Source organism: Castellaniella denitrificans (assembly GCF_027214045.1).
Classification (GTDB): domain Bacteria; phylum Pseudomonadota; class Gammaproteobacteria; order Burkholderiales; family Burkholderiaceae_B; genus Castellaniella; species Castellaniella denitrificans_A.
The window spans coordinates 16,284-33,659 of record NZ_JAPWHE010000011.1 but is presented as its reverse complement, the minus strand read 5'-3'; the positions used below and the strand labels follow the sequence as shown (position 1 = coordinate 33,659).

Here is a 17,376-nt window from a genome sequence, read left to right as displayed (position 1 = left end):
GTCAGGCCGCCTCTCGTTCGAGCGCATGGATTTCCTTGCGCAGGTGCTTCAGGGCCGGTGTCACGATGGCGACGAACAAGGCTTCGCGCAGGCGGCGCTGGGCGGGGTGGCTCATCAGGTAGCCGGCGGCTCCCGCGTGCAGGGCGGCCGATTGCGTGGCCCGCAGGCTGAGTTCCGAGGCCCGGGCGCGGGCGCGCAGGATGTCCAGGAGCAGCGCGTCCCGGTCCAGGCGCGCGAGCCGCACGGTTTCCGTCAGCAGGGCCCCGGCATCCTGGCCGAGCGTGTCCTCTTGGTCGTCCAGGAACGTGTTGACGTGGCTCAGCCGCTGGTTGGTTGCATGGATGGTTTCCAGGCTGGCCCGGACCAGCCCCTGCCCCATGCCGATCTGCATCAGCAGGAAGCCGGGCTTGATCCGGCCGATGTAGTCCTCGAAGCCCGCGGGCTCGGCCAGCACGTCCGTCGCAGGAATCAGCGCGTTCTTCAGGTGCACGCCGTAGGTGCCGGTGCCTTCCATGCCGGCGAAGGCGGGGCAGGGGCGCAACGTCAGCGCGGTCGCGCCCGGCGGCACGGCGAACATGATGTAGCCGCCTTCCTCGACAGCCGCGGCGGCGATGACCAGGTGATCGGGCCCCAGGTTCGAGACCCAGGGCAAGGCGCCGTTCACGCGGTAACCTTCGCCGTCGCGCCGCGCGCGCAGGTTGATGCGTTCGATGCCCGCGAGATGCTTGACGCAGTTGGACATGCCGGTGCCGGCCAGGATCTCACCCCGGGCGATGGGTGACAGATAGCGTTCGCGCGCGGCGGCGTTGTCCGTCTGATGGAAATACCAGGCGCAGGCCGACTGGCACCAGGCCAGGAAAGCCGTGGAGCCGCAGACGCGGCCGACGCGGGCGATGATCTCGATCTGGGCCGCGAGGTCCAGGCCCAGGCCGCCCGATTCGACGGGCAGCGCGGCGCCGAAGCCGCCCAGGCGGCCCAGCGCTCGCATGAAGTCGCCCGGATACCGGCCCTGATCGATGGCTTCCGCCTGGGGCGCCAGGCTTTCCCGGATCAGGGCGTCGATGCCGTCGCCATGGACGGCGGGCAACAGGTCGGTGGACATGCGGGCCTCCAGGATCAGGCGTAGGCCTGCAGTTCCGGGTTGATGGGGGTGCGGGCCAGATTGTTGGCGTAGTTGCACAGTGTCGCCAGGCTTACGCCCAGCACCACGTCCAGGGCCTGGGCGTCGTCGTAGCCTGCCGCGCGCAGTGCGGCCAGTGCTTCGTCGGACACTTGGCCGCGGTGCTCCAGAACTTGCAGGGTGAATTGCGCCAGTGCGTTCAGCTTGGGATCGGACAGGGCCTGGGTGCCGCGCAGGGCCTCGACCAGTTCCTGGGGGAGTTGCAGCTTCTTGTAGGCGAGTTTGGTGTGGCCGGCCACGCAGAAGCCGCAACCGTTGTAGGTGGCGGCCGTGATCTGCACGACTTCGCGTTCGGTGGGGGTGAGGCTGTTGCGGCCGTTGATCGCGCCGACGACCTGGTAGGTTTCCAGGGCGGTGGGCGCGTTCGCCAGGACGCCCAGCAGGTTGGGCAGGAAGCCGTTGGCCTGGGCTGCGGCGCGCAGGCGGTCCTGGGCTTCGGTTGGAGCGGATTCGACGGATTGGATGGGGAGGCGGCTCATGGCGCGGATCTTTTGAAGGGACGGTTATAAGACCAGTCCATTCTAAGGATCGTCATCCTCATGCCGAACGAATATAAGAGTATTAAATTATTCAGCCTTGGAATATGCAGGAAAATCAGCGTGCTGCCGGGGAGGCTCAGGTTTTTTCCAGTGCCTCGAGCTCAGTCTGCAGATCCAGCCATTCCTCTTCCTGGCGCTGGAGGGCCTTGCCCAGTTCGCCGTGTTCGGCCATCAGGCCCGGACGGGTGTCCTTGTGGGCATCCGTATAGAAATCCGGATCGGCCATCAGCGCGTCCAGTTCCGCCAGCCGGGCTTGCGCCCTGGACATCGCGTCTTCCACCCGCTTCAAGCGGGCCTCCAGCGGCTTGCGGCGGGTGGATAGTTCCTGCCGGGCCTGTGCCTGTTCACGGCGCTGCGCCTTGCGGTCCTGGTTCGGGGCCGGCGCTGCCGCGCGCGCGACCTGGTTGCGCTGCGCCTGGCGCTGCTGCAGCCAGTCTCGGTAGTCTTCCAGGTCGCCGTCGAAGGGCTGGACCCGGCCGTCGGCGACGATCCAGAAACTGTCCACGGTGGTGCGCAGCAAGTGCCGGTCGTGGGATACCAGCAGCACGCTGCCGGGGAACTCCGCCAGCGCGCGCGCCAGGGCCTCGCGGGTGTCCACATCCAGGTGGTTGCTGGGCTCGTCGAGCAGCAGCAGGTTGGGCTTGCGCCAGACGATCAGGGCCAGTGCCAGGCGCGCCTTCTCGCCGCCGGAAAAAGGCGCCACCGGCTGGCTCACCATGTCGCCGCCGAAACCGAAGCCGCCCAGCATGTTGCGCAGTTCCTGTTCGCGTGTGTCCGGCGCGATGCGCACGAAGTGCTGCAGAGGACTCAGTTCCGGATCGAGCACGTCCAGTTGCTGCTGGGCGAAATAGCCGATCTCCAGGCCCTTGGCCGGCCGGTAGCCGCCCGCCAGGGGCCGCAGTTCGCGGGCCAGGGTCTTGACCAGGGTGCTCTTGCCGGCGCCATTGACGCCCAGGATGCCGATGCGGCTGCCGCCGCGCACCATCAGGCCTACGTCTTCCAGGATGGCGCGCGCCGCGCCGGCGCCGCTCGCCGGATAGCCCAGGGTGGCGTCCTCCAGCGTCAGCAACACGTCGGGCGTCTGCGCGGGTTCGGGCAGACGGATGTCGATGCCCGACTCCACGGCCAGCGGCGCCAGGGTCTGCATGCGCGCCAGGGCCTTGACCCGGCTTTGCGCCTGCTTGGCCTTGGTGGCCTTGGCCTTGAAGCGGTCGATGAAGGATTGCAGGTGGGCCGCCTCGCGCGTCTGGCGCTGGATCGCCAGGCGGTTCTGGCGCAGCCGCTCGGCGCGCTGTTCCAGGAAGGATTCGTAGCCGCCTTTGTAGCGCACCAGCTTGTCCTGCTCGAAGTGCAGGATGACTCGCGCCACCGCGTCCAGAAATTCGGTGTCGTGGGAAATCAGCAGCACCGTGCCCGGATAGCCGGCCAGCCAGCGTTCCAGCCACAACATGGCGTCCAGATCCAGGTGATTGGTGGGCTCGTCGAGCAGCAGCAGGTCGGAGGGTGCCATCAGCGCGCGCGCCAGGGCAATGCGCATCTGCCAGCCGCCTGAAAAACTGGCGACCGGCCGGGTCCATTCGTCCGGGGCGAAACCCAGGCCGGCCAGCAACTGTTCGGCGCGCGAAGGTGCGCTCCAGGCCTCGGCCTCGACCAGGGCGGCCTCCAGTTCGGCGATCGCATGACCCTGATCCGGGTCCAGGGCGGCGCGGCGCGCCTGCAGATCGCGCAGATGGTGATCGCCGTCGATGACGAATTCGCGTGCCGGACGATCAGTATCGTGCAGGATCTGTTCGACGCTGGCCAGTCGCCAGGATGCGGGGATGTCCAGCGTGCCCGCATCCGGGTCGATCAGGCCTTGCAGCAGGGCGAAAAGCGAGGACTTTCCCGCGCCGTTCTTGCCGACGATGCCGACGCGTTCGCCCGGGTGGACGACGAATTCGGCGTTTTCCAGCAGGACCTTGACACCGCGCCGCAGGGTCAGGCCGGCGGCGCGGATCACGAGGCCAGCTGCGCGCGGCGCAGCAATAGGATCTGGTCGGTGGTGGCGGCCGTGTCCAGCCAGACGGGTTCCAGCTCGGGGAATGCGGCTTCGAAGTGCGCCCGCTCGTGGCCGATCTCCAGTACCAGCAGGCCTTCAGGGGCCATGAAGCGGGGCGCGTCGGCCAGGATGCGGCGCACCAGATCCATGCCGTCGGCGCCGCCGGCCAGCGCCAGCCGGGGCTCGTGCCGGTATTCGGGCGGCAGCCCTTTCATAGATTGCTCGTTGACGTAGGGCGGGTTGCAGACGATCAGGTCGTAGCGGCGGTCCGCCGGCACCTGGGAGAGCAGATCGCTGCGCAGCGCCTGGACACGGTCCCGCAGGCCGTGCAATTCGATGTTCGATTGCGCAACCGCCAGGGCGTCGGTGGACACATCCACCGCGTCCACGGTGGCGTGGCCGAAGGCGTGGGCCGCCAGGATCGCCAGGCAGCCCGAGCCGGTGCACAGGTCCAGCGCCTGTCCGACCGCGTCCGGGTCTTCGATCCAGGGCGCCAGGCCTTCGGCCAGCAATTCTGCAATGGGCGATCGAGGGACGATCACGCGCTCGTCCACCAGGAAGCGCTCGCCCTGCAGCCAGGCCTCGCCCGTCAGATAGGCGGCGGGCTTGCGCGTGTTGATGCGCTCGTGGATCAGGTCCACGCAGCGCTGCCGTTCGCGCTCCAGCAGGCGCGCGTCCAGAAAGGGGTCGAGCGTGTCGGGCGGCAGGTGCAAACCGTGCAGCAGCAGATAGGCGGCCTCGTCCCAGGCGTTGTCGCTGCCGTGGCCGAAGACCAGGCCGGCGGCGTGAAAGCGGCTGATGGACCAGCGCAGCAGATCGCGCAGGGTCAGGAGTTCGGTATGTGGAGAGGACATGGTGTGCGTGGGGAACGGGGTCGCCCGCGCCGTCCGGCGCGGACCGGATGGGGTCAGGCCAGCAGTTTTTCCAGCATGCGGCGGTAGATGTTCTTCAGTGGCGCGAGACTGTCCAGGGGGATGCGCTCGCCCGTCTGGTGGATCGTCCGGTTCAGCGGACCGAATTCGACGACTTGCGGGCAGATCCGGGCGATGAAGCGCCCATCCGAGGTGCCGCCTGTTGTGGACAGCTCCGCGTGGACGCCGGTTTCTTCGGCGATCGCCGCTTGCAGGGCTTCGCACAGGGTGCCCTGAGGGGTCAGGAAAGGCAGGCCGCTGATCGTCCAGGCGATGTCATAGTCCAGACCGTGACGGTCCAGCAGGGCGGCCGTCCGGGCTTGCAGTCCTTCCGGGGTGCTGGCGGTCGAGAAACGGAAATTGCAGTCGATCACGGCGACGCCGGGGATGACGTTGCCTGCTCCGGTGCCCGCGTGCAGGTTCGAGACCTGGAAGGTGGTGGGAGGGAAGTACTCATTGCCTTCGTCCCATCGGACCGTCGTCAGTTCGGCCAGGGCGGGCGCCAGTTCGTGGATCGGGTTGCGGGCCAGGTGCGGGTAGGCCACGTGGCCCTGGACGCCGCGCACCGTGATCCGGGCCGACATCGAGCCCCGGCGGCCGTTCTTGATCGTGTCGCCCAGGACTTGCATTGAGGTCGGTTCCCCGACCACGCAGTAATCGAGTGTTTCGCCACGCGCTTCCAGGGCGCGGCAGACATGGACCGTGCCGTCGGTCGCCGGGCCTTCCTCGTCCGAGGTGATCAGCAAAGCGATGGAACCCGGATGGTCCGGATGGGCGGCGATGAACTCCTCGGTCGCGACCACGAAGGCGGCGATCGAGGTCTTCATGTCGGCGGCGCCCCTGCCCACCAGCATGCCGTCGGTTTCCGTGGGCATGAAGGGGGGGCTGGGCCATTCGATTTCCGGCCCGGTGGGGACGACGTCCGTGTGGCCCGCGAACACCAGCAGGGGGCCTGCCGTGCCGCGGCGCGCCCAGAGATTGCTGACCGGACCGCTGGGCAGCGATTCGCAGGTGAAACCCCATGGCCGCAGGCGGTCGGCGATCAGGTCCTGGCAGCCGGCATCGTCCGGCGTGACGGAGGGACGAGCGATCAGGGTCGCGGCCAGGGCGCGGACGTCGGCGTCTGCCATGCTTCTTGGCTCCTTGAGTCGTGTGGGACGGCTGCGGGCACTAGGCCCGCAGCAGGTCGTTGATGCTGGTCTTGGCGCGGGTTTTCGCGTCCACCCGCTTGACAATCACCGCGCAGGCCAGGCTGTGGCTACCGTCGGCTGCAGGCAGCGAGCCCGGCACTACCACGGAACCCGCCGGCACGCGACCGTAGTGGATCTCGCCGGTGGCGCGATCGTAGATGCGCGTGCTCTGGGAAATGAAGACCCCCATGGCCAGTACCGAATTTTCCTCGACGACGACGCCCTCGACGATTTCCGAGCGGGCGCCGATGAAGCAGTTGTCTTCGATGATGGTGGGGCCGGCCTGCAGGGGTTCCAGCACCCCGCCGATGCCTACGCCACCAGACAGGTGGACATGGCTGCCGATCTGCGCGCACGAGCCCACCGTCGCCCAGGTGTCCACCATCGTGCCTTCGCCCACGCGCGCGCCGATGTTGACGTAGGAGGGCATCAGCACTGCGTCGGGGGCGATATAGGCGCCGCGCCTCACCGTGGCGGTCGGGACCACGCGAAAGCCGGCCTGCTGGAAGTCCGATGAGGAATAGTCCTGGAACTTCAGCGGAACCTTGTCGTAGTACAGTTGGGGCGCCTGGCCCATGACGCGGTTGTCAGACAGCCGGAAGGACAGCAGTACGGCCTTCTTGATCCACTGGTGGACCTGCCATTGGCCGTCGACCTTTTCCGCGACGCGCAATGTGCCATCATCTAGGCCGGCGATCACTTGGTCGACGGCCTGGCGCAGGGCGTCGGGGGCCTGGCCGGGGTTCAGGGACGCACGGTCTTCCCAGGCGGTTTCGATGAGGTTCTGGAGGGCGGTATGCGGCATGATGGCGGAGTCTGGTCGGTGTCTTGTAAGAAGTGAACCAGAAATTTTAGCAGCGTGGCGCCCTCTTGCGACAATCAGGACGCGTCCCAGCCACCGCCGATCGCCCGGATGAGCTGGACGGCCGCCTGCGCGCGCAGGCCGTCCAGCTGCACGAGGGTGCGCCGGTGCCGCAGCACGTCGCGGTCGGCGTCGATGACTTCCAGATAGCTGACCGACCCGGCTTCATATTGGTTTTTCGAGAGTTCCGCCGCGTGGGTTGCGGCGGCCACGGCGGTATCCTGCGCTTCGGTCTGTTCGCCCAGCAGGCGCAGCGCGGACAGGCCATCCTCGACTTCGTCGAAGGCTTTGAGCACGCTCTGCCGATAGAGGGCCACGTCTTCCTCGTAGCGGGCGCGGGCGCGGTCCACGCCGGCCTGGCGCCGTCCGCCGTCGAAGATCGGCAACGTCAGCGCCGTACCGATCAGCGGGCCGAGCAGAAAGCTGCGGCTCGACCAGCGCAGCAGTTCGTCCAGTTCGGACGATTCGAAGCCGAAGGTGCCGGTCAGGACCAGTTGCGGGAACAGGGCGGCCCGTGCGGCGCCGATCCGTGCATTGGCGGCCGCCAGCGCTCTTTCGGCGGCGGCGATGTCGGGGCGCCTTTCAAGCAGGGAGGAGGGCAGTCCGGCCGGGATGGCCACCGAAATCCTGGCCAGTGGCTGCCGCGGCAGGGAAAAATTCGCAGGTGGCTGTCCCAGCAGCAGCGCCAGTCCGTGCTCGGCGGCGGCGCGTTGCCGCTCGACGCCGAGCGCCTCGGCGCGTGCCGAGGCGAGTTCGGACCGGGCCCGTGCGACGTCGAGCTCGCTGATGTCGCCTTCGTGAAAACGGGTCTCGACCAGCTCCAGGCTTATTTGACGCAGGGAGATCGTGTTGTCGTAGAGCTGGGTTTCACCGTCCAGTCGCCGGATCAGGAAATAGGTCTGCGCGACGTCGGCCTGCAGCGCCAGCCGCACAGAATGGTACAGCGCCTGGACCCGTTGAGTGTCGGCGCCAGCCGCGTCGATTTCCGAGGCTACGCGGCCGAACAGATCGACTTCGTAGGACAGGCCGGTCTGTGCGCGCCAGAGCGTGGTGGTGACGCCCGTGTCGACCGAGTCTCCGGCCGCGTTGGCGGTGCGCTGGCGGTTGGCGCTCAGGCCGGCCGTCAGCTCCGGAAAGCGGTCGGCGCGCGCGTTCCGCTGCATCGCGCGCGCCTGCTTCACGCGCGCGGCGGCCGCCTTCAGATCCTGATTCGCCCGCATGGCTTGCTCCTGCAGGGCATCCAGTGCCTGATCCCTGAAAATGGCCCACCAGCGGCCCCGTGCCAGGTCGTCGGCCGGCTGGGCCTGCTTCCAGCGCTGCCGTTCGGCGGCGCTCAGACGGGCTTCCTTGAAGACGCCGGGCACTTCGACGGTGGGCCGTTCGTATTTGGGGACGATGGCGCATCCGGCGAGCAGAGCGGCCAGCAGGCCCGACACGGCGGCGAGAGAAAGTCGTTCGATCATGAGCGGATTTCCACTGTGGGTTTGGTGGCGGGGACGAGGGCGCCGGGGGTTGCCGGTTCGGCATGCCGGGCCGGGGAGGATCGGCCGGAGAGCCGGCGCAGCAGCACGTAGAACACCGGGGTCAGGTACAGGCCGAACGCGGTGACGCCCAGCATGCCGAAGAAGACGGCGATCCCCATCGCATGACGCATTTCCGCACCAGCGCCTGTGGAAAGGACCAGAGGTACGATTCCCATGATGAAGGCGATGGATGTCATCAGGATGGGACGCAGGCGCAGACGGCTGGCTTCCCGGGCGGCCTGTGCTGCGGACATCCCCTGCGCTTCCAGTTCGAGGGCGAATTCGACGATCAGGATGGCGTTCTTGCAGGCCAGGCCGACCAGCACCATGAGTCCGATCTGGGTGAAAATATTGTTGTCGCCCCGGGTCAGCCAGACGCCGGCCAGGGCGGCGAGCGCGCTCATGGGGACGATCAGGATGACCGCCAATGGCAATGTCAGGCTTTCGTAGAGCGCGGCGAGCACCAGGAAGACCAGCAGGACGCTGATGGGGAACACCCAGATCCCGGCGTTGCCGGCCAGAATCTGCTGGTAGGTCAGGTCCGTCCATTCGAACTTGATGCCTTTGGGCAAGGTGTCCGCTGCGATGCGTTCGGCCGCCGCCTGGGCCTCGCCGGACGAGTAGCCGGGCGCGGGGCCGCTGTTGATGTCGGCGGCCGTGTAGCCGTTGTAGCGCACCACCATCTCCGGACCGTACGTCGGCGTCAGGGACACTAGAGAGCCCAGCGGCACCATGGCGCCCGAATCGCCGCGTGTCTTCAGCCGGAGAATGTCCTCCGGGCTGGACCGGAAGGGCGCGTCGGCCTGGGCCTTGACCTGGTAGACGCGTCCGAAGCGGTTGAAGTCGTTGATGTAGAGCGAACCCAGGTAAATCTGCATGGTGTCGAACACGTTTGTGACAGGCACGCCCAACTGCTTGGCCTTGACCCGGTCGAGATCCACGTCCAGCTGGGGCACATTGATCTGGTAGCTGGAAAACGCGGGACCCAGTTCCGGCGCGTGTGCCGCCTTGTCCAGGAAGGCCTGGACCGCGTCGTTCAGGCGGTCGTAGCCCAGGCCGGCCGTGTCCTCGATCTGCAGCTTGAAGCCGCCGACCGTTCCGAGACCCATCACCGGCGGGGGCGGGAAGACTGCGGTGAAGGCTTCCTGAATGCTGGCGAATTGCCGGCTCAGCGCGGCCGTGATGGCCTGCGCGGATGTCGCACCGTCCCGGCGTTTGTCGAAATCGTCGAGCGTCATGAAGACGACGGCCGCGCTCGAGCTGTTGGTGAAGCCGTTGATCGACAGGCCCGGGAATGCGACGACGCTCTTCACGCCCGGCTGGGCCAGGGCGATCTCGCTCATGCGCCGGACCACGGCATCCGTGCGTTCGAGCGAGGCGCCGCTTGGCAGTTGCGCGAAACTGACGAGGTACTGCTTGTCCTGGCCGGGTACGAAACCGCCCGGGACGAGGTAGGCGATCCCCGCCGTCAGCGCGAGCAGGATCAGATAGACGCCCAGGGTCGCGCCCTTGCGTCGCACGACTGCGCCCACGCCCCGCGCGTAGCCGTCCGAGGCGCGCCCGAACATGTGATTGAAGACGCGGAAGAAACCGCCCAGGACGCGATCCATGCCCCGGGTGAGTGCGTCCGGCCTGGCATCGTGGGGTTTCAGCAGCAGGGCCGCGAGCGCTGGCGACAGCGTCAGCGAATTGAATGCCGAGATGACCGTCGAAATGGCGATCGTCATGGCGAACTGCTTGAAGAACTGCCCGCTCAGCCCCGTCATGAAGGCCAGCGGTACGAACACGGCGACCAGCGTCAGGGCGATGGCGATGATCGGCCCGCTGACTTCCCTCATGGCGCGATAGGTGGCGTCGCGGGGGCTGAGGCCGGTCTCGATGTTGCGCTCGACGTTCTCGACGACCACGATGGCGTCGTCCACGACGATGCCGATCGCCAGCACCAGGCCGAACAGGGACAGTGCGTTGATGGTGTAGCCGAACGTCAGCATCAGGGAAAACGTGCCGATGATCGAGACGGGCACTGCCAGCAGCGGAATGATGGAGGCGCGCCAGGTCTGCAGGAAGACGATGACGACGAGCACGACCAGGGCGATGGCCTCGAGCAGCGTCGACACCACCGCCTTGATGCTGGACCGGACGAACTGTGTGGGGTCGTAGACGATGCGGCTTTCGAGAGAGGCCGGAAAATCGGCCGACAATGCCTTCATGGTCTGGCGCACGGCGTCGGAAATGGCCAGGGCGTTGGCGCCCGGGGCCTCCATGATCGCCATGGCGACCGCCGGCTTGTTGTCCAGCAGGGATCGCAAGGCGTAGTCCGAGGCTGCCAGTTCGATGCGGGCCACGTCGCGCAGCCGGATGATGCCGCCGTCCGCGGAGGACTTCAGGACGATGTCGCCGAATTCCTCCTCCGTTCGCAGGCGGCCCTGCGCGTTGACCGAGAATTGCATGGCGACGCCGGGCCCGCTGGGCGCCGCGCCGATGACGCCTGCGGCCACCTGCACGTTCTGTTCCCGGATGGCGGCGACGATATCGCTGGCCGTCAGGCCACGCTCGGCGATTTTCTCCGGGTTCAGCCAGACGCGCATCGAGTAGTTGCCGGCGCCCCACAATTGCACCTCGCCCACGCCCGGGATGCGCGCCAGCCTGTCCTTGACGTTCAGGACGGCGTAGTTGCGCAGATAGGTCAGATCGTAGCGTTGGTCGGGCGAGACCAGATGCACGACCATCGTCAGGGTGGGAGTCGCCTTGGTCGTCGTCACGCCCAGGCGCTGAACGTCCTCGGGCAGGCGCGGCAGGGCCTGCGCGACCCGGTTCTGCACCAGTTGCTGGGCCTTGTCGGGGTCCATGCCCAGGTGGAAATTGACCGTCACCACCAGGTTGCCATCGCTGTTGGCCTGCGACTGCATGTACAGCATGTTTTCGACCCCGTTGATGGCTTCCTCAAGCGGTGCCGCCACCGTTTCCGCGATCACCTTGGGGTTGGCGCCGGGAAACTGCGCGCGCACGACGACCGAGGGCGGCACGACCGCCGGGTATTCCGAAATAGGCAGGCGGAAGACGGCCAGCAGGCCGGCCAGCAGGATCAGGACCGACAGGACCGCCGCGAAGATCGGCCGGTCGATGAAGAATCTGGAAATGTTCATGGAGAGGCGCTCAGGATCGGTGCTGTTCGTCCGGCGACTGGCCGGGCAGGGGGGCGGCGGCGCCTGTCGCAAGCGCACCGCCGTCGGCGTGGACTGGTGTCGGCGCCACGGTGTCGCCCGGGCGGATGCGCTGCATGCCGTTCACCACGACCCGGTCTCCCGCCGTCAGGCCGGTCTGGATGACGCGCCAGCCCTCCCGGTTGGCGCCCAGGGTCACTTCCCGGTAGGCTGCTTTGTTCTCGTCATCCACGATCATGACGAAACGCTTGGCCTGATCGGTGCCGATCGCCTGCTCGCGCAAGAGCACGGCATCGTGGGGGGTGCCCGCGCTCATGCGGATCCGCGCATAGAGGCCGGGCCTCAGCCGGCCGTCCGGGTTGTCGAACAGCGCCCGCACGCGGATCGTGCCAGTCAAAGGGTCGAGACTGTTGTCCAGAAACGCCAGCCGGCCCTGGCGGGGGTATCCCGGCTCGTTGGCCAGGCCCATGGACACGGGGACGGCCGTCCGGACGCCTGAAGCGGCCGTGCCGCTCATCTCCAGGAAGGCCTGTTCGTCCATCTCGAACGAGGCGTAGAGCTGCGAGACGGAGACCATGGTGGTCAGCGGGCGCGCGTCGCTGGCGCCGACGACGTTGCCTTCGGTCACCGCCGCTTTCGAGACGCGCCCGTCGATGGGGGCGGCGATGCGGGTGTGCTCCAGATCGAGTTGTGCCGATCGCAGGGTGGCCTGGGCGGCCTGCACGCGGGCGGAAGCCTCGCGGGCCGCATTGCGCTTTTCCTCAAAGTCCCGCCGGGCGATGGCGTTGCTGGCGAGCAGCCGTCGGGCCCGGGCCAGGTCCGTGCCGGTGTAGGCGGCCTGTGCCGTGGCCGCCGTCAGCTGTGCTTGCGCCTCGTCGACGGCGGCCTGATAGGGGCGCGGATCGATGGCGAAGAGCGGATCGCCGCGCCGGACCAGCGTGCCGTCCTGAAAGCGGACCTGGGTCAGGGTGCCGGACACCAGGGGCCGGATCTCGACCCGTTCCACGGCCTCCAGGCGTCCGGAATATTCGTGCCAGTCCGTGATCGTCTGATACTGGATCGTGGCGACGTCCACCGGGATCGCGGGTGACGGAGACGAATGGCCGGCATCGGCCAGTGTGCCGGCGCTCTCGCGCATCAGCAGCAGGCCGCCGGCGAGCAGCAGGCCGGCCAGTGCGAGTGCGGCGTGTCGTACATGGAAAGAAAACATGACGGGATTCCTTTTGAACAGTGCGCTATTATTTGTTTTTCGCGAATTTGGATAAATATCCAATTTTTTCCATCACTGTTCAAAATAAAATAACAATGGCGCACGGCAGGTGCCGTCCCGCGTCAGGAGCACGGATATGGATCATCTTCAAGCCATGCGCGTTTTCACTCGGGTCGTCGACGCCAATAGCTTCACTCTGGCCGCCGACAGCCTGAGCATGCCCAGAGCCACGGTGAGCACGATCATTCGCAAACTCGAACGGCACCTGGGCACGCGGCTGCTGAATCGCAGCACCCGCCGCCTGAGTCTGACCCCCGATGGCGCGTCCTACTATGAACGCTGCGTCGGCATTCTGGCTGACGTCGAAGAGGCCGAATCGTCTTTCCGCGACCGCGCGCGCGGCCCGCGCGGCCGTCTGCGCATCGACGCGCCGCCCTCCCTGGGCCGGCTGGTCCTGATACCGCGGCTGTGCGATTTCCATCACCGCTATCCGGACATCGAACTGGTGGTCGGCCTGAGCGACCGGCCGGTCGACATGGTGCAGGATGCCGTCGACTGCGTACTGCGGATCGGTGAATTGCGGGATTCTTCGCTGATCGCCAAGCGCATCGGCGTCTTCAAGAGCGTGACCTGCGCGGCGCCGGCCTATCTGGAACGCTACGGGAAGCCGGAGACGATCGACGACCTGCCGCGTCATCGGGCCGTCAACTATTTCGTGACCCGGACCGGGCGCACCATCGACTGGAGTTTCAAGGTCGGCAACGAGGTCGTGACCGTTCCGGTCAAGGGCTCATTGGCCGTCAACGATGCCGACGCCTACGTCAACGCCGGGCTGACGGGGTTCGGCATGATCCAGCCGCCGCGCTATATGGTTGCGCAGCATCTGGATCGCGGTGAGCTCGTCGAAGTCCTGGAGACCTGGTCGCCGCCGCCGATGCCGATTTCCGTTGTCTATCAGCAAAGTCGGCATCTTTCTTCCAAGGTCCACGTGTTCGTCGACTGGATCACCGAGGTCTTCAGCGGCTGCGTGCTGATGGACAAGTGCAGGGGCAACTACCCCCTGGATCAGGATTGCCGGTTCGCGGGCGAGCGGGCGATGCCCAATGGGCTGCAGGAGATCATGGAGCGGCAGAATCTGCTGGAAAGCGCGTACTAGACCGGACTTTTTGGTCGACGGAAGTGGGGGGGAGGGGGCGCAGGATGAAGTGGAAGCCGCGTGGTGCGAACGGAGAGACTTGAACTCTCATGCCTTACGGCGCCAGAACCTAAATCTGGTGCGTCTACCAATTCCGCCACGTTCGCCAGGCAAGCTGATCATTATAGCGTGATTCGGCGCGGTTTCCCGGTCGTCTACGGGGCGCTCCACTTTCCGCTAAAATACCCCGTTTATTGTTCATCATTCAATAGGTTCCGAATGCAGCCCGTGGTTGAAAAATTGTCCGGCCTGGAGCGCCGCGTTGATCTGACCGTTTCGGTCGCCGACATCGAAAAGGAAGTCCAGGCCCAGCTCAAGCGCGTCGCCAGGACGGCGAAGGTGCAGGGCTTCCGTCCCGGCAAGGCGCCTCTGTCGGTCATCGAGCGCAGCCATGGCCCGTCGGTCCGCTATGACGTGATCAACACCCAGATCGGCAAATCCCTGGACAAGGTGATCGAGGACGCGAACCTGCGCGTGGCCGGCACCCCCAGCCTGGAACCCAAGGTCGAAGGCGCCGAGGACGGCGTGATGGCGTTTTCCGCCACCTTCGAGGTCTATCCCGAGATCCAGTTGCCGGACCTGTCGTCCCTGAAGATCACCCGCAACACTGTCGAGGTGGGCGACGCCGAGGTGCAGCAAACCCTCGACATCCTGCGCCGCCAGCGCACGATCTTCAAGCCGGCCGCCGATCGCGCCGCCCAGAGCGGCGACCGCGTCACGCTGGACTTCACGGGCACCATCGACGGTGTGGCCTTCGAGGGTGGCACCGCCCAGGACTTTCCCTTTGTGCTGGGTCAGGGCCGCATGCTGCCCGAATTCGAAGCCGCCGCCACCGGCCTGAAGGCGGGCGAGACCAAGGTCTTCCCGCTGGCCTTCCCCGAAGACTACGGCAGCCCCGCCGTGGCCGGCAAGCAGGCCGAATTCACCATCACCGTGAAAGAAGTCGCCGAGCCTGAACTGCCCGAGGTCGATGCCGATTTCGCCCGCGCCCTGGGTCAGGCCGAAGGCGATGTCGACGCCCTGCTGGCCGATGTGCGCGCCAACGTCGAACGCGAAGCCCAGGCCCGCGCCAAGAACCGCACCAAGGCCAGCGTCATGGACGCTCTGGCGGGTGCCTGCGATTTCGATCTGCCCAAGGCCCTGGTCGACAACGAGGTCGCCAGCCGCACCGCCGCCGCGCGCGAGGAACTGAAACAGCGTGGCCTGCCCAACGCCGACAGCATCCCCATTCCGGAGGACACGTTCCGTCCGGAAGCCGAGCGCCGCGTGCGCCTGGGCCTGCTGGTGGGCGAACTGATCAAGTCCGCCGACCTCAAGGCCAAGCCGGAGCAGGTCCGTGCCCGCATCGAGGAATTCGCCAAGAGCTACGAGCAGCCCGCCCAGGTCGTGGCCTACTACCTGTCCGATCGCCAGCGCCGCGCGGAAATCGAATCGCTGGTCCTGGAAGACAACCTTGTCGAACATGTCCTGGCGTCCGCCCAGGTCACCGACGAGGCCGTCGATTTCGACACTTTGATGGGTGCCCGCTGACATGAACCGGTTCACCGATTTCTACGCGTCGATGTACGGCGGGGACTCGGTCGTCCCCACCGCTCTGGGCTACGTGCCCATCGTGATCGAGCAGTCCGGTCGGGGCGAGCGATCCTACGACATCTACTCGCGTCTACTGCGCGAACGGGTGATCTTTTTCGTGGGGCCGGTCAACGACCAGTCGGCCAACCTGGTCGTCGCGCAACTGCTGTTCCTGGAATCGGAGAACCCTGACAAGGACATCTCGCTGTACATCAATTCCCCGGGCGGCTCGGTCTATGCCGGCATGGCGATCTTCGACACCATGCAGTTCGTCAAGCCCGATGTCTCCACCCTGTGCACGGGGCTGGCCGCCAGCATGGGCGCGTTCCTGCTGGCCGCGGGTGCCAAGGGCAAGCGCTATGCGCTGCCCAATTCGCGGATCATGATTCACCAGCCCTCGGGCGGCGCCCAGGGCCAGGCCTCGGACATCCAGATCCAGGCCAAGGAAATCCTCAGTCTGCGCGAGCGCCTGAACAACATCCTGGCCGAACGCACCGGCCAGGATATCGAGCGCATCGCCGTGGATACCGAACGTGACAATTTCATGTCCGCCGACGACGCGCGGGAATACGGACTGATCGACAAGGTACTGGTTTCGCGCATCGACGAAGCCAAGTGATTGGATAGCCATGACCGAAAAAAAAGGTTCCAGCGAGGACAAGGCGTTGCATTGTTCCTTCTGCAACAAAAGCCAGCACGAAGTCCACAAGCTGATCGCGGGGCCTTCCGTCTTCATCTGTGATGAATGCATCAGCCTGTGCAACGACATCATCCGCGAAGAGTCCCAGGACGAGGCGCGTGCCGCCGTGCGCAAGGAACTGCCCACGCCGGAGGAAATCAAGTCCTTCCTGGACGGCTACGTCATCGGCCAGGAAACGCCCAAGCGCAATCTGGCGGTGGCGGTCTACAACCACTACAAGCGCATCCGCTACCAGGACGCCAAGGACGGTGACGTCGAGCTGTCCAAGAGCAACATCCTGCTGATCGGACCGACGGGATCGGGCAAGACCTTGCTGGCCCAGACGCTGGCTCGCATGCTGGACGTGCCCTTCGTGATGGCCGACGCCACCACGCTGACGGAAGCCGGTTATGTTGGCGAGGACGTCGAGAACATCATCCAGAAATTGCTCCAGAACTGCAATTACGAAGTCGAGAAAGCCCAACGGGCCATCGTCTACATCGACGAAATCGACAAGATCTCGCGCAAGTCCGACAACCCTTCCATCACTCGCGACGTCTCGGGCGAGGGCGTGCAGCAGGCCTTGCTGAAGCTCATCGAGGGCACGGTGGCCTCGGTGCCGCCACAGGGAGGGCGCAAGCACCCGAACCAGGACTTCGTCCAGGTCGACACCACCAATATCCTGTTCATCGTGGGCGGTGCCTTCGACGGTCTGGAAAAGATCATCCGCGACCGTAGCGAGCGCTCCGGCATCGGCTTCGCCGCCACGGTGCGCGCGCGTTCCGAGCGTGGCGTGGGCGAACTGTTCGCCGAGGTCGAGCCCGAAGACCTGATCAAGTTCGGCCTGATTCCCGAACTGGTCGGCCGCCTGCCGGTGGTCGCCACTCTGGAAGAACTGACCGAGGACACGCTGGTGCGCATCCTCACCGAGCCCCGCAATGCCGTGGTCAAGCAGTTCCAGAAGCTGTTCGAGATGGAGGACGTCGAGCTGGACGTGACGCCCGAGGCGCTGACGGCGATCGCTCGTCGGGCCATCAAGCGCCGCACCGGTGCGCGGGGGCTGCGCTCCATCATGGAACAGTCCTTGTTGGGCACGATGTACGAACTGCCTTCGCGCCGGGACATCAATCGCGTGATCCTGGAAAAAGAAGCGGTCGAAGGCCAGGGGACGCCGACGCTGGTCAAGGGGCCACGGCCCGACCGCCAGGCCGAGGAAAAGTCCCTGCGCTCGGCCGCCGCCTGATCGCGCGCCCGGCGTCGACCTCGACCCGGCGGGCGGGGCGGCTGCGCAGCGGTCGGTTCCCGTATACTGG

13 protein-coding genes and 1 tRNA gene are annotated in these 17,376 nt (G+C 66.4%); 4 read left to right on the top strand and 10 right to left on the bottom strand.

Going from position 1 to position 17,376, the window contains the following annotated elements; genetic code table 11:
- Position 1: 1 nt before the first annotated feature.
- From O4H32_RS12935 to O4H32_RS12895, 9 genes are all read right to left on the bottom strand, one after another.
- Positions 2-1,102 carry an acyl-CoA dehydrogenase family protein gene (locus tag O4H32_RS12935; RefSeq protein ID WP_269359809.1) on the bottom strand — a complete coding sequence of 367 codons (1,101 nt, stop codon included), beginning with the start codon at positions 1,100-1,102 and terminating at the stop codon, positions 2-4.
- 14 nt (positions 1,103-1,116) lie between these two features.
- Positions 1,117-1,659, bottom strand: a complete 543-nt coding sequence (locus O4H32_RS12930) for a carboxymuconolactone decarboxylase family protein (RefSeq protein ID WP_269359807.1) — start codon at positions 1,657-1,659, stop codon at positions 1,117-1,119.
- A gap of 136 nt (positions 1,660-1,795) precedes the next feature.
- On the bottom strand, positions 1,796-3,718 hold the full coding sequence (locus O4H32_RS12925) for an ABC-F family ATP-binding cassette domain-containing protein (RefSeq protein WP_269359805.1): 1,923 nt from the start codon (positions 3,716-3,718) through the stop codon (positions 1,796-1,798).
- Positions 3,715-4,611, bottom strand: a complete 897-nt coding sequence (gene prmB / locus O4H32_RS12920; protein ID WP_269359804.1) for a 50S ribosomal protein L3 N(5)-glutamine methyltransferase — start codon at positions 4,609-4,611, stop codon at positions 3,715-3,717. The genes O4H32_RS12925 and prmB overlap by 4 nt, the downstream gene beginning before the upstream one ends.
- 53 nt (positions 4,612-4,664) lie before the next feature.
- The gene (gene dapE / locus O4H32_RS12915; RefSeq protein WP_269359802.1) at positions 4,665-5,798 is read right to left on the bottom strand and encodes a succinyl-diaminopimelate desuccinylase; all 1,134 of its coding nucleotides are present in this window, start codon (positions 5,796-5,798) and stop codon (positions 4,665-4,667) included.
- A 40-nt stretch (positions 5,799-5,838) separates the two neighbouring features.
- The gene (gene dapD, locus O4H32_RS12910; protein WP_269359800.1) at positions 5,839-6,663 is read right to left on the bottom strand and encodes a 2,3,4,5-tetrahydropyridine-2,6-dicarboxylate N-succinyltransferase; all 825 of its coding nucleotides are present in this window, start codon (positions 6,661-6,663) and stop codon (positions 5,839-5,841) included.
- A 74-nt stretch (positions 6,664-6,737) separates the two neighbouring features.
- Entirely contained in the window at positions 6,738-8,183 is a 1,446-nt protein-coding gene (locus O4H32_RS12905; protein WP_269359798.1) for an efflux transporter outer membrane subunit, read from the bottom strand.
- Complete coding sequence (locus O4H32_RS12900) at positions 8,180-11,389, bottom strand: efflux RND transporter permease subunit (protein ID WP_269359796.1); 3,210 nt, start codon at positions 11,387-11,389, stop codon at positions 8,180-8,182. Before O4H32_RS12900 ends, O4H32_RS12905 begins: the two co-directional genes overlap by 4 nt.
- A 10-nt stretch (positions 11,390-11,399) precedes the next feature.
- Positions 11,400-12,617: an efflux RND transporter periplasmic adaptor subunit gene (locus O4H32_RS12895; RefSeq protein ID WP_269359795.1), complete on the bottom strand. Its 1,218-nt coding sequence runs from the start codon at positions 12,615-12,617 to the stop codon at positions 11,400-11,402.
- A 136-nt stretch (positions 12,618-12,753) separates the two neighbouring features.
- On the opposite strand from O4H32_RS12895, the gene O4H32_RS12890 reads away from it, so the two are divergent.
- The gene (locus tag O4H32_RS12890) at positions 12,754-13,773 is read left to right on the top strand and encodes a LysR family transcriptional regulator (protein WP_269359793.1); all 1,020 of its coding nucleotides are present in this window, start codon (positions 12,754-12,756) and stop codon (positions 13,771-13,773) included.
- A 61-nt stretch (positions 13,774-13,834) separates the two neighbouring features.
- On the opposite strand, the gene O4H32_RS12885 is transcribed toward O4H32_RS12890, so the two are convergent.
- Positions 13,835-13,919, bottom strand: a tRNA-Leu gene (locus O4H32_RS12885).
- 112 nt (positions 13,920-14,031) lie between these two features.
- Between O4H32_RS12885 and tig the strand changes: the two genes are divergently transcribed.
- From tig to clpX, 3 genes are read left to right on the top strand one after another with little or no spacing between them, the layout of a single operon-like run.
- Entirely contained in the window at positions 14,032-15,342 is a 1,311-nt protein-coding gene (tig, locus tag O4H32_RS12880; RefSeq protein ID WP_269359791.1) for a trigger factor, read from the top strand.
- Between the two features lies 1 nt (position 15,343).
- Positions 15,344-16,003, top strand: a complete 660-nt coding sequence (gene clpP / locus O4H32_RS12875; RefSeq protein WP_269359789.1) for an ATP-dependent Clp endopeptidase proteolytic subunit ClpP — start codon at positions 15,344-15,346, stop codon at positions 16,001-16,003.
- A 10-nt stretch (positions 16,004-16,013) separates the two neighbouring features.
- Entirely contained in the window at positions 16,014-17,306 is a 1,293-nt protein-coding gene (gene clpX, locus O4H32_RS12870; protein WP_269359787.1) for an ATP-dependent Clp protease ATP-binding subunit ClpX, read from the top strand.
- The last annotated feature ends 70 nt before the right edge of the window (positions 17,307-17,376 follow it).